Annotated in this window: 17 protein-coding genes; 1 reads left to right on the top strand and 16 read right to left on the bottom strand. The window is 63.7% G+C overall.

Going from position 1 to position 20,658, the window contains the following annotated elements:
* Positions 1-33 precede the first annotated feature (33 nt).
* From dxr to dnaE, 8 genes are all read right to left on the bottom strand, one after another.
* Positions 34-1,194, bottom strand: a complete 1,161-nt coding sequence (gene dxr, locus FEZ63_RS01505) for a 1-deoxy-D-xylulose-5-phosphate reductoisomerase (RefSeq protein ID WP_150941866.1) — start codon at positions 1,192-1,194, stop codon at positions 34-36.
* A gap of 7 nt (positions 1,195-1,201) precedes the next feature.
* Positions 1,202-2,029: a phosphatidate cytidylyltransferase gene (locus FEZ63_RS01500; RefSeq protein WP_244622585.1), complete on the bottom strand. Its 828-nt coding sequence runs from the start codon at positions 2,027-2,029 to the stop codon at positions 1,202-1,204.
* 23 nt (positions 2,030-2,052) lie between these two features.
* Complete coding sequence (locus tag FEZ63_RS01495; protein WP_150941864.1) at positions 2,053-2,820, bottom strand: isoprenyl transferase; 768 nt, start codon at positions 2,818-2,820, stop codon at positions 2,053-2,055.
* 139 nt (positions 2,821-2,959) lie between these two features.
* Positions 2,960-3,520: a ribosome recycling factor gene (gene frr, locus FEZ63_RS01490; protein ID WP_150941863.1), complete on the bottom strand. Its 561-nt coding sequence runs from the start codon at positions 3,518-3,520 to the stop codon at positions 2,960-2,962.
* Positions 3,521-3,580: 60 nt separating this feature from the next.
* A complete protein-coding gene (gene pyrH / locus FEZ63_RS01485) occupies positions 3,581-4,300 on the bottom strand; it encodes a UMP kinase (RefSeq protein WP_150941862.1) in 720 nt (239 codons plus the stop codon).
* Positions 4,301-4,551: 251 nt separating this feature from the next.
* A complete protein-coding gene (gene tsf, locus FEZ63_RS01480; RefSeq protein WP_150941861.1) occupies positions 4,552-5,481 on the bottom strand; it encodes a translation elongation factor Ts in 930 nt (309 codons plus the stop codon).
* A 273-nt stretch (positions 5,482-5,754) separates the two neighbouring features.
* The gene (locus FEZ63_RS01475; protein WP_150941860.1) at positions 5,755-6,768 is read right to left on the bottom strand and encodes a 30S ribosomal protein S2; all 1,014 of its coding nucleotides are present in this window, start codon (positions 6,766-6,768) and stop codon (positions 5,755-5,757) included.
* A gap of 388 nt (positions 6,769-7,156) precedes the next feature.
* Positions 7,157-10,630, bottom strand: coding sequence for a DNA polymerase III subunit alpha (gene dnaE / locus FEZ63_RS01470; protein WP_150941859.1), 3,474 nt, complete (start codon positions 10,628-10,630; stop codon positions 7,157-7,159).
* A 466-nt stretch (positions 10,631-11,096) separates the two neighbouring features.
* On the opposite strand from dnaE, the gene FEZ63_RS01465 reads away from it, so the two are divergent.
* Positions 11,097-11,450, top strand: coding sequence for a VOC family protein (locus FEZ63_RS01465; protein WP_150941858.1), 354 nt, complete (start codon positions 11,097-11,099; stop codon positions 11,448-11,450).
* A 362-nt stretch (positions 11,451-11,812) separates the two neighbouring features.
* Here the strand turns inward: FEZ63_RS01465 and FEZ63_RS01460 are convergent, their stop codons facing one another.
* From FEZ63_RS01460 to nuoN, 8 genes are all read right to left on the bottom strand, one after another.
* The gene (locus tag FEZ63_RS01460) at positions 11,813-12,508 is read right to left on the bottom strand and encodes an ABC transporter ATP-binding protein (protein ID WP_150941893.1); all 696 of its coding nucleotides are present in this window, start codon (positions 12,506-12,508) and stop codon (positions 11,813-11,815) included.
* A 3-nt stretch (positions 12,509-12,511) separates the two neighbouring features.
* Complete coding sequence (locus FEZ63_RS01455) at positions 12,512-13,735, bottom strand: lipoprotein-releasing ABC transporter permease subunit (protein WP_150941892.1); 1,224 nt, start codon at positions 13,733-13,735, stop codon at positions 12,512-12,514.
* Between the two features lie 244 nt (positions 13,736-13,979).
* On the bottom strand, positions 13,980-15,308 hold the full coding sequence (gene proS, locus FEZ63_RS01450; RefSeq protein ID WP_150941857.1) for a proline--tRNA ligase: 1,329 nt from the start codon (positions 15,306-15,308) through the stop codon (positions 13,980-13,982).
* A 622-nt stretch (positions 15,309-15,930) separates the two neighbouring features.
* Positions 15,931-16,266 (bottom strand): DUF1467 family protein, encoded by a 336-nt coding sequence (locus tag FEZ63_RS01445; RefSeq protein WP_150941856.1) that lies wholly within the window; start codon positions 16,264-16,266, stop codon positions 15,931-15,933.
* 9 nt (positions 16,267-16,275) lie between these two features.
* Positions 16,276-16,680, bottom strand: coding sequence for a methylmalonyl-CoA epimerase (gene mce / locus FEZ63_RS01440; RefSeq protein WP_150941855.1), 405 nt, complete (start codon positions 16,678-16,680; stop codon positions 16,276-16,278).
* 30 nt (positions 16,681-16,710) lie between these two features.
* A complete protein-coding gene (locus FEZ63_RS01435; protein ID WP_150941854.1) occupies positions 16,711-18,384 on the bottom strand; it encodes a ribonuclease J in 1,674 nt (557 codons plus the stop codon).
* A 3-nt stretch (positions 18,385-18,387) separates the two neighbouring features.
* Positions 18,388-19,212, bottom strand: coding sequence for a biotin--[acetyl-CoA-carboxylase] ligase (locus FEZ63_RS01430; protein ID WP_150941853.1), 825 nt, complete (start codon positions 19,210-19,212; stop codon positions 18,388-18,390).
* A gap of 1 nt (position 19,213) precedes the next feature.
* Positions 19,214-20,653 (bottom strand): NADH-quinone oxidoreductase subunit NuoN, encoded by a 1,440-nt coding sequence (gene nuoN, locus FEZ63_RS01425; RefSeq protein WP_150941852.1) that lies wholly within the window; start codon positions 20,651-20,653, stop codon positions 19,214-19,216.
* Positions 20,654-20,658 lie beyond the last annotated feature (5 nt).

Genomic DNA, 20,658 nt, shown 5'->3' with positions numbered 1-20,658 from the left:
CTTTCGCGTCCCCGCGGGCCGCGCCAAATATCGTCAGGCCGACAGAAACCGCCGTGCCGTGTCCCGAGCTTCCCTATCTAGTATCAGCGCGTCCGATACGGTAGCGGGTGCCGGCAGGGAACGTCCTGCAAAAGTCGAGCAAACACGTTCAACCGTTTCCGGAATCGCGTAAAATCCGATCTCCGTCCCCATGAATGCTGCAACGGCGATTTCATTGGCGGCGTTCAGGATCGTTGGCATCGCCCCACCGGCCCGCAAGGCGGCCCTGGCCAGGGCCAGGCACGGAAACCGCGCCTCATCGGCGTTCTCGAACGTTAAGCGGCCAATCGCGGCAAGATCGAGACGAGGCAGGTCCATCCGCAGGCGTTCATGATGACGCAGGGCGTTCGCAATCGGCACTTTCATGTCCGGCAAGGCCAGCCCGGCGGTGAGCGCGCCGTCGCGCCATTGCACGAGGCCGTGGAAGATCGCCTCCGGGTGCACCACCACGTCGAGGCGCTCGGCTTCGAGGTCGAACAGGTGATGCGCCTCGATCAGTTCGAGCCCTTTGTTCATGAGCGTGGCGGAGTCGATGTTGATCTTGGATCCCATCGACCAGACCGGATGAGCTGCCGCCTCGGCGGGGGTCGCCCTCGCGATCTGCTCGCGCGTCCAGGTACGGAAGGGGCCACCGGTCGCCGTGATGATCGCCTTCTCGACATCGCCGTTGCGTCCGGCCGCGAGAGCCTGGTCGAGCGCGTTGTGCTCCGAATCGACCGGCATGATCCGCACGCCGAGACGGCGCGCCTCGCTCATGAATGCGGCACCCGCGCAGACGAGGCTTTCCTTGTTGGCGAGCGCCAGGGTTCGACCCGGCTTGAGGGCGGCCGCGGTGGGACCGAGGCCGGCTGTCCCGCTGATGGCGGCGAGCACGATCTCGGCTTCGCGCTCGACAGACTCGAGGATCGCCGAGGGGCCGGCCCCGCTCTCAATCCCGGACCCGGACAGGGCGACTTTCAGCTCTGCGCCACCGCGCTCGTCAGCCAGGGCCGCGAACTGGGCACCAACCAGGCGCGCCACATTGGCGAGGGCCTGTGCATCCTGACCGCCGACCACGGACACGACCCGGAACTCGTGCGGGTGGGCAAGCACCACCTCGAGTGTGGACCGGCCGACCGAGCCGGTTGCGCCAAGAATCGTGAGGGTGCGTGCCATCGAACGATCAGCCCGCCATCCAGGTGATGAAAAGGACGATGCCGAGAATGAGCGAGACGGCCCAGAAGCCGTCGAGGCGGTCCATCACGCCGCCATGCCCGGGAATGAGGTGGCTCGAATCCTTCACGTCGCAATGGCGCTTGAGGGCGGATTCGCCCAGGTCACCCAATTGGCTGGCGACCGCCGCGATGATCGACAGAATCACGGTGTTGCGCAGGCTGAAAGGCTGGATCCACCCGGAGCGCTGGGCGACCCATGCGACGAGGAAGCCCGCGATCGCAGCCGCCAGCAATCCGCCGAGGAAGCCTGACCAGGTTTTCTTGGGGCTGACGCGGGGCCAGAGTTTCGGCCCGCCGAGCGCCCGTCCGGTGAAATAGCCGGCGATATCGGTCGACCACACGACCGCGAACATCCATAGCAGACCGACCAGCCCAAGGTTCGGGTGCGCCCGCACGAGAGGCGGCACAAGGACGATCACCAGGCCGTAAAGAAAACCCGAGGCCGCCCAGAGCTTGTCGCCCGAGGTGCGCCCCAGGATCGCGGCGGCGAGCAGCGCGATCGCCGCAAGGGCGACGAACGTCACGAAATCGGCCCGCAGCAGCAACAGAAGCGTCGCGCCCGCAAGACCGACGGCCAAGACAGCTTTCAAAAGGCGCGAGGGCTCGACCTTCGTCATGCCCGTCCACTCGACCACCATGGCGATTCCCGCCGCGAGCCAGAACAGGGCGAACGGCCAGCCGCCGAGAATCGCCGTCATCAGGGCGAGCGGGACCAGGACCAGCGCGGAGAGAACGCGCTTCTTCAACTCGCTGGAGGCCGGGACGGCTTGCGGCACGGAGCCCTTCTCCAAGGCCATGCTCAACCCGCTCGCGCGCTGAGACCGCCGAAGCGGCGCTCGCGGCGACAATATTCGTCGATGGCCGCGCGAAAGATCGCGTCGTCGAAATCCGGCCAGAAATCCGGGATGAACAGGAATTCCGAATAGGCGGTCTGCCAGGTGAGAAAATTCGACACCCGCTGCTCGCCGGAGGTGCGGATCACGAGATCCGGGTCGGGAATGCCATGGGTGTCGAGATGCTGCTCCAGCAGGTCGCAATCGATGCTGGCGGGATCGAGGGTCCCCGCCCTCACCTTCTCGGCAAGCGCGCGCACGGCACCGACGATTTCCTGGCGCCCGCCATAATTGAAGGCGATCACCAGCGTGAGGCCGGTATTGTGGCGCGTCAGGTTTTCGGCTTCGTCCAGCAGAAGCACGATATCGCTGGTCAATCCCTGCCGTTCGCCGATGATGCGGACCCGGATGTTGTTGGCGTGAAGCTCCGCCAGATCGTGGCGGACGAAGCGTTTCAGGAGGCCCATGAGATCGGAGACCTCCTGCGCCGGGCGCCGCCAGTTCTCGGCCGAGAAGCTGTAGACCGTCAGGTAGCGGATGCCGAGTTCACCGGCCGACCGCACGGCGCGCCGGATCGCTTCCACGCCGCGCCGGTGCCCCTCGAAGCGCGGCAATCCGCGCTTCGCAGCCCAGCGGCCATTACCGTCCATGATGATCGCGACATGGGTCGGGACGCCCTCGCCTGCTGACGGGCAGGCGAATTCCGGAGCCGACAGCTTCGCTTCACCACTCATGATCGCTTTTCCAAATGCCGGCCCGACTAGATCACGATGCCTTTGGACGGAATCGTCCAATGGCATAAGACGTGATCGATTTCAGTAAGTTGGAGCATATGTCGTCCGAAAACCGTTACACACTTTTCGGCATCACGCTCTAGACCTGCATGATTTCCTTTTCCTTTGCCACAAGCAGAGAGTCCACATCGGCGACGAATTGATCGGTGGCCTTTTGCACCTGATCGGCGTGGCGCTTGCTGTCGTCCTCGCTGATGGAGCTATCCTTCTCGAGCTTCTTGAGCAGGTCGAGGCCATCGCGGCGCACATGGCGCACGGCCACTTTCGCCTCCTCGGCGTATTTATGCGCGACCTTGACCATTTCCTTGCGGCGCTGCTCGTTCATCTCGGGGATGCGCAGGCGGATGACCTGACCTTCGGTCTGCGGATTGAGGCCGAGATCGGACTCGCGGATCGCCTTCTCGACAGCCGCCACCATGCTGCGGTCCCAGACCTGCACGCTGAGCAGGCGCGGCTCCGGCACGCTGACGGTCGCAACCTGCGCAATCGGCATCGCGGCGCCATAGGCGTCGACCTGAATCGGATCGAGCAGCGTCGGCGACGCACGTCCGGTGCGCAGGCTGCCAAGGTCATGTTTGAAGGCATTGATGGCGCCCGTCATGCGGCGCTTCACGTCATCGAGGTCAAAAGAGGTGGCCATCGTGATTGAATCCTTACTCGAACTGCACAAAAAGGGGCTTACGCCTCCGTCGGCTTTGCATCAAGGGGCGACAATGGTCGACGGAACGGTCCCATTGAGGATCGCCGTCACCGAGCTCGGAGCATGGATCGAGCCGACGATGATCGGGATGCGGCTCTCCCGCGCAAGTGCGAAGGCCGCCGTATCCATCACCTTCAGATCCTTGGCGATGGCTTCGTCATGGGTGAGCTTCTCGTAGCGAACCGCGTCCGGGTTCGTCTTCGGGTCCGCCGAATAGACGCCATCGACCTGGGTGGCCTTGAGCACCGCGTCGCAGCGCAATTCCGCCGCGCGCAAGACCGCCGCCGTGTCGGTGGTAAAAAACGGGTTGCCGGTGCCGCCGGCAAGAACGAGCACCTGGCCCTTTTGCAGGTGGTGAAGAGCCGGCTGGCGCGCATAGGTTTCGCAGATCGACGGCATCGAGACCGCCGACATGGTGCGGGCGGAAACGCCAGCCGCGTTCAGCGCGGTTTCGATGGCGAGCGAGTTCATGGCGGTGCCGAGCATGCCCATGGAATCGGCGGTGGGTCGATCGATCCATCCAGCGGCGCTCATGCGGGCACCGCGGATGATGTTGCCGCCGCCGATGACGACGGCGATCTCGAACCCGGCCCTGGTGGCGGCGCCCAGATCCTCGGCAAGACCCGAGAGGGTTTGCGGATCGAGCCAATAGCCGTCGGAGGCCATGAGGGCCTCGCCGGAGAGCTTCACCAGAATGCGCCGGAATTGTTTCACTGGCAGACCCCTTGTCGGTTGGGTGACGGCGCGCTGAGCCCGGTCAGGCGATCGTCCCGCTTCAAGCCCTCGAGCATGTCGGTGGGAGAGCCTACCGGGCTTTCTCCCAATGCTCTATCGTCCGGTTACTCACGAAACCAGGCGCTCGCGAGGTGGCGCGTCGCATCATCGCGCGGCGAACCGCAACCGGCCGGCTCGTGCGCCGGTCTCTCATGAAAACGGCGGCTGAGGCGCCGCCGTTTTCTGTTTGGAACGTGTCAGGCTTTCAGCCCGGCCGCCGCTGCCACTTCGGAGGCAAAGTCGGGTGCCTCCTCCTTCTCGATGCCCTCACCGAGAGCGTAGCGCACGAAGGCCTTCAGGACGACCGGCTTGCCAGCCTTCGACTCGGCCTCCTTGAGCACCTGTGCCACCGTCTTGGACGGGTCATGCACGAAGGACTGCTCGAGGAGGGTGACCTCCTTGTAGTAGCTCTTGAGGCCGCTCTCGATGATCTTCTGCATGACGTTTTCCGGCTTGCCGGCGTTCTTGTCGCGCAGGATGGCGCTCTCGCGCTCCAGGGTCGCCGCATCGACGCCGGATGCATCGACGGCGACCGGGTTGGTCGCAGCCACATGCATGGCGATCTGGCGGCCGAGCGTCGACAGGGCCGTCACGTCGCCCTCGGATTCGAGCGCCACGAGAACGCCGATCTTGCCGAGGCCGTCGCCCACCGCATTATGGATGTAGGTGGCGATGACGCCCTTGGAGACTTCGAGCTTGGCGACGCGGCGCAGGCTCATGTTCTCGCCGATCGTGGCGATCAGTTCCTGCAGACGATCCTTGATCGTGGTCTGCGAGCCCGGGAAGTGAGCGACTTCGAGGGCCTCGACAGTGCCGTTGCCCATAAGCGCAATTTTCGCGGCTTCGCGGGCGAAGGCCTGGAACTGGTCGTTACGCGCCACGAAATCGGTTTCGGAGTTCACCTCGAGGATGGTCGCGGTGTGGCCGGAAGACTCGACGGCCACGAGGCCTTCGGCGGCAACGCGGCCAGCCTTCTTGGCGGCCTTCGAGAGGCCCTTCTTGCGCAGCCAGTCGATCGCGGCCTCGATGTCGCCGCCCGTCTCGTTGAGGGCGTTCTTGCAATCCATCATGCCGGCGCTGGTCGTCTCGCGCAGCTCCTTCACCATCGCAGCGGTAATGTTCGCCATGGCTCGTCCTTTCACAGGTTCACAGATAGAGCATGATGCCGAAAAGTGTGAAGCGGTTTTCGGACGACATCATGCTCCAGGTTATTGGAATCGATCACGCTTTATGAGTTTGAACCGATCCGGTCCCGACTCATCGTGATCTACAGGGAGCCCGGCGCTCAGGGAACGCCGGGCTTGATCACTTCGCTCAAGTCGCCCCGCCCTCGGGACAATTCAAGACAGCATCCGCTGTCCTATTGTCGCCGGCACGGGCGAAGCACGATCCGGCTGGCGTTACGCCGCCTCGAGCATCGCCCGGGCCTGACCGATCCAGCCGTCGCGCTCGACGCGGCCGTTCAGCTTGGCGTCCTTGTCAAGCTGCTCGACATCGGCGGGCGTCATGGCGACAAACTGCCAGTAATGGAAGATGCCGGCTTCGTTCAGCTTCTTCTCGAGCTGCGGGCCAACACCCGTGAGCTTGGTCAGATCGTCGGGCGCGCCGCGGGGAGCCGCCAGACGCTCGAACTGCTCGCCCTGCTCGGGAGCCACGGCGTCGTTGGCCGGGATCTCTTCGGCCATCGGGTTCTCCGAAGCGCCGATATCGATGCCCATGGCGCCAGCGCCGCGGGAGATGCCGTCAAGCGCCGCGCGGGCGATGAGGTCGCAATAGAGCGTGATCGCACGACCGGCGTCATCGTTGGCCGGAACCGGGAAGGTGATGCCATCCGGATCGCAGTTGGTGTCGACGATGGCCGCCACCGGGATGCCGAGGCGCTTGGCCTCCTGGATCGCCAGCTGTTCCTTGTTGGTGTCGATGACGAAGATCAGGTCCGGCGTACCGCCCATGTCCTTGATGCCGCCGAGAGCGCGCTCGAGCTTGTCCTTCTCGCGGGACAGCATCAGGCGCTCTTTCTTGGTGAGGCCGGTGCCGCCGCCGCCGAGGATCTCGTCGACCTTGCGCAGACGCGAGATCGAGCCCGAAATCGTCTTCCAGTTGGTCAGCATGCCGCCGAGCCAGCGGGAGTTCACATAATACTGCGCCGAACGCTTGGCCGCATCGGCGACGGAATCCGCAGCCTGACGCTTGGTGCCGACGAACAGCACGCGGCCGCCCTTGGCGACCGTGTCACTGACGGCCTGAAGGGCGCGGTGCAGCATCGGGACGGTCTGGGCCAGGTCGATGATGTGGATGTTGTTGCGGGTGCCAAAGATGTATTGCCCCATCTTCGGGTTCCAGCGGTGCGACTGGTGACCAAAGTGGGCGCCGGCTTCGAGCAGCGAACGCATAGAAAATTCAGGTAGTGCCATGGTATCTCTCCGGTTAGGCCTCCGCGGAGCAGTGGACCGGAAAACCGGCCACCGGTGGCAGCCCGATTAAATCATCGAGCAAGCTCCGCGTGTGGGATGAGCGCGCCTATAGGGGAGAATCGGGGCGAAAGCAAGGGTGGTGGCGAATGGGGAGTGGCGAATGGCGAGTGGGGTAGTCTCGACGGCGCCAATGGCTGGCCAAACACTCCCACTGTCAAACCCGGCCCGTCATGGCCGGGCTCGACCCGGCCATCCAGACTTTCTCGCGAGGGCGCCGGAAAAAGGCGTGGGGGCCCGGATCAGCCCGGGCATGACGAGGGTGTGGTGGTGAGCGGCAGATAGCTCTCGATCGCACCGCCGAATTCGCCATTCGCCACTCACCATTCGCCTAATTCATATGCACGTCCACCACCCCCGGCACCGCCCTCAGCGCGCCGGCGATCTGCGGCGAGGCCATGTACTTGCCGGGAAGCTTGACCTCCACCTCCCGGTCGCCGTCATCGAGGATCAGGACCAGCGAAACCTCGCCCTCGCCCTTGGCTTTCAGCCGCTCGAAGACGCTGCCGATCGGACGCTCGTCGCGCAGGAAGATGCGCATGCCCTTTTGGTGCTTGGAAATGGCCTCTTCGAGCGGCTCGGCCGTGCCGATGCGCGCCCTCACCTCGTCGCCTTCGAGCCCCGCCGCCACCATCAGCACCACGGCGCTGCCAGGCTCGAGGATTTCGCGGTAGCGCTGAAGCCCTTCGGAGAACAGGATGGCCTCGAAGTGCCCGGTCTGGTCGGACAGGGTGAGGATGCCCATCTTGTTGCCGGTCTTGGTGCGGCGCTCCTGCCGGTCGAGGACCGTCGCGGCGATACGGCCGACCGAGTTGCCGGCCTTCACCGAGCGGCAGAATTCGACCCATGTCTGCACACGCAGCTTCTTCAGCAGGTCGCCATATTCATCGAGGGGATGGCCGGACAGGAAGAAGCCGACCGCGTCGTATTCGCGCTGCAGGCGCTCCGAGGCGGGCCACGGCTCGAAGGGCGGGATGCGCAACTGCACATCGCCTGAAGCGACGCCGCCGAACATATCCGCCATGCCGCCGTTGGCCGCATCGTGGGATTGCTGCGCGAGGCTCATCACCGCGTCGATGGAAGCCGCGGCCTTCGCCCGGTCCGGCTCGAGTTCGTCGAGGGCGCCGGCCGCGATCAAGTTTTCGAGCGTGCGCTTGTTGAGCGAGCGCGGATTGATGCGGCGGGCAAAATCGGCGAGATCGCGGAACGGCTCCTCGCCGCGCGCTTCCATGAGCGCTTCGATGGCCTGGCGTCCGACGCCCTTGATGGCGGCGAGCGCATAGAGGATCGCGCCCTGCCCTTCCGCGTCGTATCGCACGTCGAACACCACGCCTGAGCGGTTGACGGAGGGCGGCTCGACCTTGATGCCGAGGCGCTGCGCCTCGCGCCGGAATTCGGAGAGCTTGTCGGTATTGTCGAGATCGAGCGTCATCGAGGCGGCGAGAAACTCGACCGGGTGATTGGCCTTGAGATAAGCGGTCTGGAAGGCCACCAGCGCATAGGCGGCGGCGTGGCTCTTGTTGAAGCCGTAATCGGCGAACTTCGCCAGGAGGTCGAAGATCTCGTTGGCATTGCTCTTGTCGAGCCCGCCCGCGACCGCCCCGGAGACGAAGCGCTCGCGCTGGTCGTCCATCTCCTTCTTGATCTTCTTGCCCATGGCGCGGCGCAGCAGGTCGGCATCGCCGAGCGAATAGCCGGCGAGCACCTTGGCCACCTCCATCACCTGCTCCTGATAGACGATGATGCCGAAGGTTTCGCGCAACACCGGCTCGAGCTTGGGATGGGGATACCAGTGCTTCTTGTTATGCTCGTCCTTGCCGAGTTTGCGCGCGCAATAGACCGGGATATTCGCCATCGGGCCCGGCCGATAGAGCGCCACCAGGGCGATCAGGTCCTCGAACCGGTCGGCCTCCATCTCCACCAGGGCCTTGCGCATGCCCGCGCTTTCCACCTGGAACACGCCGACCGTCTCGCCCCGGCAGAGCGCCTCATAGGATTGGCGGTCGTCGAGCGGAAGCGCCGACAGGTCGATCTCCACGCCCCTGCGCCGGATCAGATCGACGGCGGCGCGCAAAACGGTCAGGGTTTTGAGGCCGAGGAAGTCGAACTTCACGAGGCCCGCCTGCTCGACCCATTTCATGTTGTACTGGGTCACGCGCATACCGGTCTTGGGATCGCGATAGAGCGGCACCAGTTCCTGCAAGGGACGATCGCCGATCACCACGCCGGCGGCGTGCGTGGAGGCGTGGCGGTGCAGGCCTTCGAGCTTCTGCGCGATGGTGAGCATGCGCGCGACGACGGGCTCCTCGTCGATCGCGGCCTGCAGCTTCGGCTCGCCTTCGATCGCCTGTTTCAGCGTGACGGGACTGGCCGGATTCTGCGGCACAAGTTTGGTGAGCTTGTCCACCTGGCCGTAAGGCATTTCGAGGACGCGCCCGACATCGCGGATCACGCCGCGCGCCAGAAGCGTGCCGAAGGTGATGATCTGCGCGACCTGCTCCTCGCCGTAGCGCTTTTGCACGTAATCGATGACGCGCTCGCGTCCATCGACGCAGAAATCGATGTCGAAATCAGGCATCGATACGCGTTCCGGATTGAGGAAGCGCTCGAACAGCAGGCCGAACCGCAGCGGATCAAGATCGGTCACGGTGAGTGCATAGGCGACGAGCGATCCGGCGCCCGAACCACGACCGGGTCCGACCGGAATGTCGTTGTCCTTGGCCCATTTTATGAAGTCGGCCACGATCAGAAAGTAGCCGGGAAACTTCATGCGCTGGATGACGCTGATCTCGAAGGCGAGCCGGTCGTGATAATCCTGCTCGGTCAGCCCCGGCGCCGTGCCATGGGCGGCAAGCCGCTTCACGAGGCCTTCCTCGGCCTGCCGTTTCAGCTCGGCATCCTCGTCGAGCGGCGTGGCGTCCGAACCGGTGCCGAAACGGGGCAGGATGGGCTTGCGCGTGGTCACGCGCGTCGAGCACCGCATGGCGATCTCGACGGTCGCCTGCAGTGCGTCGGGCAGATCCTTGAACAGCTCCATCATCTGCTGGCGCGTCTTGAAATCGTGCTGCGGCGAGAGGCGGCGGCGCGCACCGTCCGACACCACCCGGCCGCTGGAAATCGCCAGCAGCGCGTCATGCGCCTCGAAATCTCCCGTTGCGGCGAAGAACGGCTCGTTGGCGGCAACGAGCGGCAGGCCGTTGCGATCGGCGAGCGCGATCAGTTCGGCCTCGACCAGCCGTTCCTCGTCGAGGCCGTGACGCTGGATCTCCACATAGAGCTGGTGACCGAAAGCGTGCTTCAGGACGTCGAGCCGCGCTTGCGCCACATCGGGCCGCCCGCCGTCGCGAAGCGCCGTGTCGAGGGGACCGGTGAGACCACCGGTGAGCGCGATAAGGCCTTCGCAATGAGCCGCCAGCGCGGTCGCTGCAACCCGCGGGGCATCGCCCAGCGGCACGCCGAAATAGGCGTGACTGACGAGACGCATGAGGTTGCGATAGCCCTCCTCGGTCTGTGCCAGAAGGACGATGTTGGTTGCCACCGGCGCGATCCGCGCAACCGGGTCGGCCTCCTCGAAACAGACCGACAGTTGAACGCCTGGAATCGGCTGGATGCCGGAGCCCGAGAGCTTCTCGGAGAATTCGAGCGCACCGAAGAGATTGTTGGTGTCCGTCAGGGCGATCGCCGGTTGCTTGTCGGCTTTCGCCAGATCGGCAATCTTGCCGATCTTCAGCGCGCCCTCGAGCAGCGAATACGACGAATGCACGTGCAGATGCACGAAACCGATATCTTGAAGAATACGCGCCATGGAACCCCGACTCAGAAGGCCCCCATTTTCGCATGCGGCGCTCCGACCCCACCAGCAGGATCGGCGCAAATTATCGTCGCATGCGGCCTTTGCCTGTGAACTTCGGGGTCAAGCCATCGGCGAGAGGGCGAGCGCCCAGATCGCCACCATGCTGCCGAAGATGGCGAGCGAGGTGATTTCAGCGGCGGTTTCGATGAGGGTGCGAACCATGTCTTTGCTCCACGTTCCTGACATGTTCATTATTGTTCGCGTTCTGTTCTGTGTAAAGCGGGGATAACGCTGGGGTGGCGGCGGAGTCAACGGGAGGTTAACGCGCGCAAATGCTAGAGCCTGATCCGGCGAAGTGGAGACCGGTTCGCCGAAAGATCATGCGCCAAACAAAGAGATAGAGCCGGATCAGATTCGAAGAAAGTGATCCGGCTCTGGATTAAGCCGAAGCAGCATCAACGGATCGAGAGGACGCGCCATGGGTGCCAAGGGAAACGACCGCCAGATCGACAATATCGAATTCAACGTCGCCGATATCGCCCGTTCGAAGGAATTCTACGGAAAGGCCTTCGGCTGGCGCTTTACCGATTATGGCCCGACCTATTGCGAGTTTACCGATGGCCGGCTCACCGGCGGATTGACGACGGGCGGGCCCATCCGTCCCGGCGGTCCGCTCGTCATTCTTTATGCGGACGATCTCGCTGAGACCCAGGCGCGCCTCGAAGCGCTGGGAGCGAGGATCGTGACGCCGGTTTTCAGCTTTCCAGGCGGGCGGCGCTTCCATTTCGCCGATCCTGACGGCTACGAACTGGCCGTCTGGTCGTCGAACTAAAGCCTGATCCGGCGAAGTGGATACCGGTTCGCCGAAAGATCATGCGCCAAAACAAAAAGAAGAGAGCCGGATCAGATTCGAAGAAACTGAATCCGGCTCTCGCGCAACGCTTCTACGTGAGCGGCACGATCAGGCCGTCGCGGATCGTCACCTGCCGGTCCATGCAGCTGGTGAATTCGCGATTGTGGGTCGTGTTTATGGGTTCCGGGTTCTCGCTTTGCTCGCCCCGGAATGACGGGCGTCAGTGATAACGGGACGCATTCCCGTCATTCCGGGGCCGCGCAGCGGAACCCGGAACCCAGACGCGCTGACGGGAGGCAGTTCCGCTCTAGTGGGATGCAGTCGGCCTGATCGCCAGCAAGCTACGTGAGCGGCACGATCAAGCCGTCGCGGATCGTCACCTGCCGGTCCATGCGGCTCGCGAGTTCGAGGTTGTGGGTGGCGATGAGCGCGGCGAGTTTCGAGGCGCGCACGATGGCAACCAGCGTCTGGAACACCCGGTCGGCCGTGTTCGGATCGAGATTGCCGGTGGGCTCGTCGGCGAGCAGCAGGCGCGGCGCGTTGGCGACCGCCCGCGCGATGGCGACGCGCTGTTGTTCGCCGCCGGATAATTCCCCGGGGCGATGGTCGAGCCGTTTTCCCAAACCCAGAAACGTCAGAAGCTGGCTCGCGCGACTGCGCGCATCCGCCTTGCTCAAGCCGCGGATCAGTTGCGGGATGACAACGTTCTCGAGCGCCGAAAATTCCGGCAGCAGATGGTGAAACTGATAGACGAAACCAAGGTCCTCGCGGCGGATGCGGGTGCGCTCCGAATCGTCCATGGCGGCGGTCGGCCGGCCGCCCACATAGATCTCGCCGCCATCGGGCTTTTCGAGCAGCCCTGCGAGATGCAGCAAGGTCGATTTGCCGGTGCCTGACGGTGCCACGAGGGCGACCATCTCACCGGGCCAAATCGCCAGATCGCCGCCGCGCAGGACTTCGAGAGACGTCTCGCCTTGCGGGTAGCGGCGTTCGACCTTGGAGAGGAAAAGGGCTGGTTGCGGTTGGCCGGATGACATCATTTATCCGTAACGAAGGGCTTCGACCGGGTCGAGCTTCGCGGCGCGCCAGGACGGATAGAGCGTTGCCAGCAACGACAGCACCATCGCCATCAGCAGGATCGACAAGACTTCCGTCGGGTTCACGTCCGCCGGAAGACGGCTGAGGAAATAGAGCTCCGCCGGAAACAGGTTGGTGTTGGTCAGGTGCGAGATGAAACTGCGGATGCTCTCCACGTTGAGCGCCAGCAACAGACCGAGCCCAAACCCCGCAATGGTGCCGACGATGCCGATCGACGCGCCGGTGATCAGGAACACGCGCATGATCGCGCCCTTGGTCGCCCCCATGGTGCGCAGGATCGCGATGTCGCTCGACTTGTCCTTCACCAGCATGATCAGGCCCGAGATGATGTTGAGCGCGGCCACAAGCACGATCAGCGTCAGGATGAGAAACATGACGTTTCGCTCCACCTCGAGCGCGCCGAAGAAGGTGCGGTTGCGCTGCCGCCAATCGGTCATCAGGATCGGCCGACCGGCGGCCTCTTCGATCGCGATGCGGGCTTCATCCACGCGATCGGCATTGTCGAGATAGACCTCGATCAACTGCACGTCGTCGGGACGATTGAAGTAGCTCTGCGCTTCAGCGAGCGGCATGTACACGAAAGTCGAGTCGAATTCGGACATACCGATCTCGAACACCGCCTTCACTGGATACCCCTTGATGCGCGGCGCGGTGCCGAAGGGCGTCGAGGCGCCGCGCGGCGTGATGAGCGTGAAGGTGTCGCCCGCCTGCAGCGACAGCGACTCGGCGAGACGGCGGCCGATGGCAACGCCCTCCCCCTTGTCGAAATCCTCGAGCGTGCCCTGCCGGATATTGCCGGCGATATGGTCGATCTTCTTCAGGTCGTCAGTGCGCACGCCGCGCACCAGAACGCCGCTGCCGCTATATTGCGAGGAACCGAACGCCTGGCCTTCCACGAGCGGCATCGCGCGCTTCACGCCCGGCGCGGCCGCAATCCTCTGCGCCACCGCATCGTAATCGGTGAGCGGGGTCTCGATCGGCGCCACGAAGATATGGCCGTTGATGCCGACGATCTTGTCGAGCAATTCCTTGCGGAAGCCGTTCATCACCGACAGCACGACGATGAGCGTCGCGACGCCGAGCATGATGCCGAGGAACGAGAAGCCCGCGATGACCGAGACGAAACCCTCACGTCGGCGCGTGCGCAGATAGCGCCCGGCGAGCATCCATTCGAAGAGCGAGAATGGCCTCGTGCCGGAGGCGGTGGCGGTGCCGTTCGCGATCGTTTTGGATGTACCGCTCACCTACTCCCCTCCCCCTTGTGGGGAGGGGTTGGGGGTGGGGGTGTCTGTGCCACGGATCTCGATCGGTCGCGCAACACCCCCACCCGCTGCGCTGCGCGCGTCGACCTCCCCACAAGGGGGAGGTTAAAAGGGCGCGCGCTTGATATGGGCAAAGACATCACGCCGACTAACCGCGCTTTGCAAAGCGCGAAACCACTTCGCCGAGCGGCACAACCTGCTTGTCGCCGGTTGCGCGGTGCTTCAGTTCGACGTTGCCGTCGGCGAGACCCTTGGGGCCGATCACGACCTGCCACGGAATGCCGATGAGATCGGCCGTCGCGAACTTTCCGCCCGGCCGTTCGTCGCGGTCGTCGTAGAGCACGTCGCGGCCCGCCGCACTCAGTTCGCGATAGAGCCTGTTGCAAGCCTCGTCGGTCGCTGCATCGCCGGCCTTCAGGTTCAGCAGCGCGATATCGAACGGCGCCACTGATTCCGGCCAGATGATGCCGTTCTCGTCATGACTCGCCTCGATGATGGCGGCGATCAGGCGGCTCGGGCCGATGCCATAGGAGCCCATATGGACATCGTGATCCTTGCCGTCCGGTCCCATCACCTTGGCGCCCATCGGGGCCGAATATTTGGTGCCGAAATAGAAGATGTGGCCGACCTCGATGCCGCGCGCCGACATCTTCTTGTCTGCCGGCACCGCCTCATAGGCGGAAACGTCGTGCATCTCGGAAGTCGCCGCGTAAAGCGCCGTCCATTTGTCGACAAGGCCCTGCAGGCCTTCCGCATTGTCGAAATCGGTATCGACCGCGGGCGTGTCGTAGTCGAGATAATCCGCGTGGCAGAAAACCTCGCTCTCGCCCGTCGCCGCGAGAATGATGAATTCGTGGCTGAGATCGCCGCCGATCGGACCGGTATCGGCCCGCATCGGGATCGCCTTCAGGCCCATGCGTGCAAAGGTGCGAAGATAGGCGACGAACATCCGGTTGTAGGAATGTCGCGCGCCGGCCTGATCGATGTCGAACGTATATGCATCCTTCATGAGGAATTCGCGCGAGCGCATGACGCCGAAACGCGGCCGCACCTCGTCGCGGAACTTCCACTGGATGTGATAGAGATTGAGCGGCAGGTCCTTGTAGGAACGCACATAGCCGCGGAAGATTTCGGTGATCATTTCCTCGTTGGTCGGGCCGTAGAGCATTTCCCGGTCGTGCCGATCCTGGATGCGCAGCATCTCCTTGCCATAGGCGTCATAGCGGCCGGATTCGCGCCACAGGTCGGCCGATTGCACCGTCGGCATCAGAAGTTCGACGGCACCGGCGCGGTTCTGTTCCTCACGGACGATCGCGCTGATCTTGTTCAGCACCCGCAGACCCAGCGGCAGCCAGGCGTAAATTCCCGCCGATTCCTGACGGATCATGCCGGCCCGCAGCATGAGACGATGGGACATGATCTCCGCTTCCTTGGGAGTCTCGCGGAGGATGGGCAGGAAGAAACGGCTCAAACGCATGGAACGCCTTCAGGATCGGGTTTGTTGGCAGGAATAAAAACAATAAAGGTCACGACTCGCCTCAGCACACAACACAGCCCCTCGTCAAAACACAAGCTGTGATCGTGCCGGAGATGCCAGCGGCCCTCACTAATACCAAAGATCAATCCCAATTGTGCCGAAAATTGCATCACCGGGTGCTCAAAAAAGATGACATCATCTGCCGTGGCGTTTATGAAGAGAACTCTAACCTCTAGAACCTTCAAAGGTCGGAGGAGACGGTCCGAGTTTCGGGAGGAACAAGATCCCCGCGCGCCATTTCAGGCGACGGCGTCAGAAAGCCAGGGATTAAAATTTGCCAAAAGGCATGTTCAGGCAAGGCGAAAGCCTTGCTTTTTCTTTTTGTGCCACGTGTCGGGATTTCTTCGGGTCGAACGAGCCCGTCTAACGAGTGAGGCCGCGGCCTCCTACCAAAACCTCAAAGGAAGCGCGCAGCTTTGCCCAAACCTCATGCTGAGGAAGGCCGAAGGCCTGTCTCGAAGCACGAGGCGTCTCCAGAGAGCACTGGAGGATCCTTCGAGATGCCGCTGCGCGGCTCCTCAGGATGAGGCGCACGCGATGACGCTAAGGCAGCGCCGATGTCTCACAACCCCGCGAGCGGCAGCACCCAAGCGGTGAAGACCAGCACGATGGCGGCGACCAGCGTCGTCCAGAGCGCTTTTTCGCGCAAGGCCGGGGCCGCGGGGGCGCCGGGTTCGGTGCCGCGGGTGACCTCACCGGCTTCGGCCTGACTGCGCACGCCGAACGGCAGGATCGCAAAAAGCAGCGTCCACCAGATGATGAAATACAAGGCCGTGCCGCCGCTGATGCGCAGGCCGAAGGCCGATACGACGATGGCGATGGCGATGATGGCCGCCACGAGGACCGCCGCAATCGTGCTCCAGAACGAACGGGCGACGAACCTGATGAGCGTGACCATGGGCGTTCCTCAGGCTTGTTCGAGTTCAACGAGGGTGCCGTTGAAATCCTTAGGGTGCAGGAAAAGAACCGGCTTCCCGTGTGCGCCGATTTTCGGCTCGCCGGAACCCAGCACTCGCGCGCCGGATTCCAGCAGCTTCTCGCGCGCCGCCAGGATGTCCGCGACCTCGTAGCAGATGTGGTGAATGCCGCCATCCGGGTTCCGGTCGAGAAACCTGGCGATCGGCGAATCGGCGCCGAGCGGTTCGAGCAACTCGATCTTGGTGTTCGGCAGTGTGATGAAAACCACCGTCACGCCGTGCTCGGGAAGCGGCTCGGGCGCGGAGACTTCCGCGCCGAGCGTATCCCGATAGAGGGCGGAGGCCGCGCCAATATCGCGAACCGCAATGGCGACGTGATTGAGACGCCCGATCATGCTGCGCTTCCCGAAAGTTCCATTCCGTCCCTATACCTCAAGCACGAGCACATGACAGGCGGGCTTCTTGCCCCAGGCTTCGTTGACGGCGGCGCGAACCGCCCGCTGAACGGCGTTCTCGACCGCGTCCGCGTCCCGGCGTTTCACTTTCGACAAGCCATCGAGCAGATCGCCGACGACATCCGCGATGAGATCGGTGAGGTCCTCGCCCTTGCGGTTCTTGGCCGGCAGGCCCATGGCTTCGACCACGGGATCGCCCGCGATCTCACCCTGCTCGTCGATGGCGATCGCGACGCTGACGATGCCCGCGAAGGCGAGCTTGCGGCGTTCGGGCAGCGCACGCTCGCCGGCCTCGATGACGATGTTGCCGTCCTTGTAGAGACGCCCGACCGGAATGCTGTCGATGATTTTCGCAGGACCGGGCGCCAGTCGCACGAGGCTGCCGTTCTTCGCGCGCACGACTTCCGGAATTCCGAGGCTCTGGGCGAGTTTCGCGTGTTCGGCGAGATGCAGCGCCTCGCCATGTGCCGGGATTGAAATGCGCGGGCGCGTCCACTCGTACATTTTGGCAAGTTCGCCGCGGCGCGGATGGCCCGACACATGGACCATCTCGGTCCGGTCGGTGATGACCTCGACGCCCTGCTCGATCAGGCTGTTGATGATCGCGCCGACCGCCTTCTCGTTGCCGGGAATCGTGCGCGACGAAAAGATGACCCGGTCGCCTTTCGACAGTGCGATGTCGGGATGCTCGTCCTGCGCGATGCGCGCCAAGGCGGCGCGCGGTTCACCCTGTGAACCGGTGAGCAAGGCCACCACCTTGTCGCGCGGCAGATAACCGAACGTGTCCGGCGTGCGGAATTCCGGGATGCCTTCGAGATAGCCGCAATCGGCCGCCACATCCGACGTGCGATCCATCGCGCGGCCGACCATCACGACCTCGCGGCCGCATTCGCGCGCCGCTTCGGCAACGGAGCGAATACGAGCGACATTCGACGCGAACGTGGTGATCGCAACCCGGTGCGGCGCGTCCTTGATCAGTTCGGCGAGCCGGCGCGCAACATCAGCCTCGCTCGGGCTGATGCCGTCGCGCACCACATTGGTGGAATCGCAGATCAGCGCCAACACACCCTCGTCGCCAAGGCCGCGGAAGGTTTCCTCCGACGTCAGGCTGCCAAGATACGGCGTATTGTCGAGTTTCCAGTCACCGGTATGAACGACAAGGCCATGCGACGTGCGGATGGCGAGCGCGTTCGATTCCGGAATCGAGTGGGCGACCGGAATGTACTCGACCTCGAACGGGCCGATCTTCAGGCGGTCATGCGTGTTGATCTCGCGCAGATCGACCTTCGGCGCACCGGCTTCCGACAGGCGGCGGGTTTCAAGCAGGCCGACGGCGAATTTCGTCGCGTAGACGGGCGCGCGCAGACGCGGCCACATCTCCACCAGCGCGCCGATGTGATCCTCATGCGCATGGGTGATGAAGATGCCGAGCAGGTTATGGCGGTCTTCCTCGATGAAGCGAAGGTCGGGATAGACCACGTCGATGCCTGGCAAATGCTCCTCGCCACCGAAGCCCATGCCGCAATCGACCATGATCCATTGCCGGCTGTCCTCAGGACCAAAACCATAGAGGGCCGCGTTCATCCCGATTTCGCCAAGACCGCCGAGCGGGACGAAAACGAGTTCGTTATTGGGGGAATTCATTGATCAGAACCTTGTCGTGCCGGGAACAAGTCCGGCGTTATCATACTGCAAATTGGGAAAATAAAGATCGCCCGCATCGATCAGTTCCACACCCGACGCGCTTTTCAGCTGCAGCCGGCCCGAAGAATCGAGCCCCTCGAAGAGGCCGCTCTTCTCACCGGAGGGAAGACGAATGGTAACCGGTTGTCCGATACCCGCCGCCCGTTCGAGCCACAGACGGCGAATGGCCGCGAACGGATCGGAGGGCGTCATGCGCGCTGCATTGCGCCACGCCGCGAAGGTGCGGGCAAAACTTGCGGACAATGCGGCAAAAACATCCTCGACCCGAAGGTTGGGGACAAGCTTGCTTAGCGCCACCGTGGGATAGGGCGTTCCCGTCGGTGCTATGGTGACGTTGACGCCGAACCCGATGACGATCGCGAGCGACTGGCCCGCGGCGATCCGATGTCCCTCGAGCAGGAGCCCCGACGCCTTGGCGCCATCGAGCAGCAGGTCGTTGGGCCATTTCAACGCAAGGCGAGGCGCACCAATTCCCGTGAGCGTCTCCACCGCTTCATGCAGGGCAAGACCGGCCACGAAGCCGAGTTGCGGCGCGCTTGCCACCTCGCAAGGGTCGACGAGGAGCAGGCTCGCGTAGAGATTGCCCGGTGGCGACGACCATTGCCGGCCATGGCGCCCCCTGCCCGCCCGCTGCTCGGCGGCAACGATCCAGAGCTGCCCCGGATCGCCCGACCTTGCGGCTTCGACGGCATCGTCATTCGTGGATTCCGTCGCTTCGCGCGAGAGGATCCTGTATCCGGCAGCTTCTGTCTCTGGCCCTAACCGCACGTTAGAACAGCGAGCGCGCGGCGGCGCCTGCCGCAGCCGTCAGGGGCGCCGGAAACAGGACGTAAAGCACCACAAACACGCTGGACAAAGCGAGCACGAAGCGCACGCCGGACGGCATGGCATCGTAGCGCTCGACCGCCTCATCGAAATACATCACCTTGACGATGCGCAGGTAGTAATAGGCGCCGATGACGCTGGTCACGACGCCGATGACCGCGAGGGTGACGAGATTGGCGTTGATCGCCGCTGTGAAGACCGCGAACTTGGCAAAGAAACCGGCAAGCGGCGGAATGCCCGCGAGCGAGAACATCATCATAGCGAGGCAGAATGCCATCAGCGGATGGGTGCGCGAGAGGCCCGACAGATCCTCGATCGTCTCGAACATCCTGTCGCCGCGACGCATGCTCAGGATGACCGCGAAGGTGCCGAGCGTCATCGCGAGATAGATCGCCATGTAGATGACGACGCCCTGGATGCCCTCCGACGTTCCGGTCGCCAGGCCCACGAGCGCGAAGCCGACATTGCCGATCGACGAATAGGCCATCAGGCGCTTGAGGTTGCGCTGGCCGATGGCCGCGAACGACCCGAGCGCCATCGACGCAATGGCGCTGAAAACGATGATCTGCTGCCACTGGCCGAGAATGCCCGGGAACGCATCGATGAAGACGCGCACCGCCATCGCCATGCCGGCCATCTTGGGCGCCGCCGCAAAGAAGGCGGTCACCGGCGTCGGCGCGCCCTCATAGACGTCGGGCGTCCACATGTGGAACGGCACCGCCGAAATCTTGAACGCGATGCCGGCGGCGACGAAGACCAGTCCGAAGACGAGGCCGAACCCGGCGCTGCCCTGCAGCGTCGTGGCGATCGTCGGGAACGAGACGCTGCCGGTGAAACCATAAACAAGCGATGCGCCATAGAGCAGCATGCCCGAGGAGAGCGCCCCGAGAACGAAGTATTTCAGACCTGCTTCGGTGGAGCGCACGTTGTCACGGTCGAACGCCGCGATGACGTAGGATGACAGGCTCAGCAATTCGAGGCCGAGATAGAGCGCGATCAAGTCGTTCGACGAGATCACCATCAGCATGCCGATGGTCGAGAGCACGATCAGGATCGGATATTCGAAGCGGTTGATGCCCGCCCGGCGCATGAAGTCGAGGGACAGGATGATGCCGGCGGACGACGCGATCAGCGTCAGCGCCTTCATGAACTTGGCAAAGGAATCGACGACGAAGGATCCGCCCATCGTCTCCACCCGCTCCGAGGGCAGCATCAGGACCGCGACCAAAGCCGCGCCGATGAGGACGAGCGCCAGGATATTGATGATGCCGGAGGAGCCTTCACCGCGGATCGCGCCGAAAAGAACGAGCGCGAGCACACCGGCCGCGAGAATGATCTCGGGCAGGACAGGGCCAAAGGCGGGAATGGCGAGGGCGGTGTTCATCGAAA

The sequence above is a fragment of the Microvirga brassicacearum genome, assembly GCF_008757455.1.
Classification (GTDB): Bacteria; Pseudomonadota; Alphaproteobacteria; order Rhizobiales; family Beijerinckiaceae; genus Microvirga; species Microvirga brassicacearum.
This window is presented reverse-complemented; position numbering and strand designations above follow the sequence as displayed.

What these genes read in the sequence shown, in the direction of transcription:
- dxr (WP_150941866.1), bottom strand. Translation starts at nt 1,194, where the DNA reads ATGGCACGCACCCTCACGATTCTTGGCGCAACCGGCTCGGTCGGCCGG.
- FEZ63_RS01495 (WP_150941864.1), bottom strand. Translation starts at nt 2,820, where the DNA reads ATGAGTGGTGAAGCGAAGCTGTCGGCTCCGGAATTCGCCTGCCCGTCA.
- frr (WP_150941863.1), bottom strand. Translation starts at nt 3,520, where the DNA reads ATGGCCACCTCTTTTGACCTCGATGACGTGAAGCGCCGCATGACGGGC.
- tsf (WP_150941861.1), bottom strand. Translation starts at nt 5,481, where the DNA reads ATGGCGAACATTACCGCTGCGATGGTGAAGGAGCTGCGCGAGACGACC.
- FEZ63_RS01475 (WP_150941860.1), bottom strand. Translation starts at nt 6,768, where the DNA reads ATGGCACTACCTGAATTTTCTATGCGTTCGCTGCTCGAAGCCGGCGCC.
- dnaE (WP_150941859.1), bottom strand. Translation starts at nt 10,630, where the DNA reads ATGGCGCGTATTCTTCAAGATATCGGTTTCGTGCATCTGCACGTGCAT.
- FEZ63_RS01465 (WP_150941858.1), top strand. Translation starts at nt 11,097, where the DNA reads ATGGGTGCCAAGGGAAACGACCGCCAGATCGACAATATCGAATTCAAC.
- FEZ63_RS01460 (WP_150941893.1), bottom strand. Translation starts at nt 12,508, where the DNA reads ATGTCATCCGGCCAACCGCAACCAGCCCTTTTCCTCTCCAAGGTCGAA.
- FEZ63_RS01455 (WP_150941892.1), bottom strand. Translation starts at nt 13,735, where the DNA reads ATGCTCGCCGGGCGCTATCTGCGCACGCGCCGACGTGAGGGTTTCGTC.
- proS (WP_150941857.1), bottom strand. Translation starts at nt 15,308, where the DNA reads ATGCGTTTGAGCCGTTTCTTCCTGCCCATCCTCCGCGAGACTCCCAAG.
- FEZ63_RS01445 (WP_150941856.1), bottom strand. Translation starts at nt 16,266, where the DNA reads ATGGTCACGCTCATCAGGTTCGTCGCCCGTTCGTTCTGGAGCACGATT.
- mce (WP_150941855.1), bottom strand. Translation starts at nt 16,680, where the DNA reads ATGATCGGGCGTCTCAATCACGTCGCCATTGCGGTTCGCGATATTGGC.
- FEZ63_RS01435 (WP_150941854.1), bottom strand. Translation starts at nt 18,384, where the DNA reads ATGAATTCCCCCAATAACGAACTCGTTTTCGTCCCGCTCGGCGGTCTT.
- nuoN (WP_150941852.1), bottom strand. Translation starts at nt 20,653, where the DNA reads ATGAACACCGCCCTCGCCATTCCCGCCTTTGGCCCTGTCCTGCCCGAG.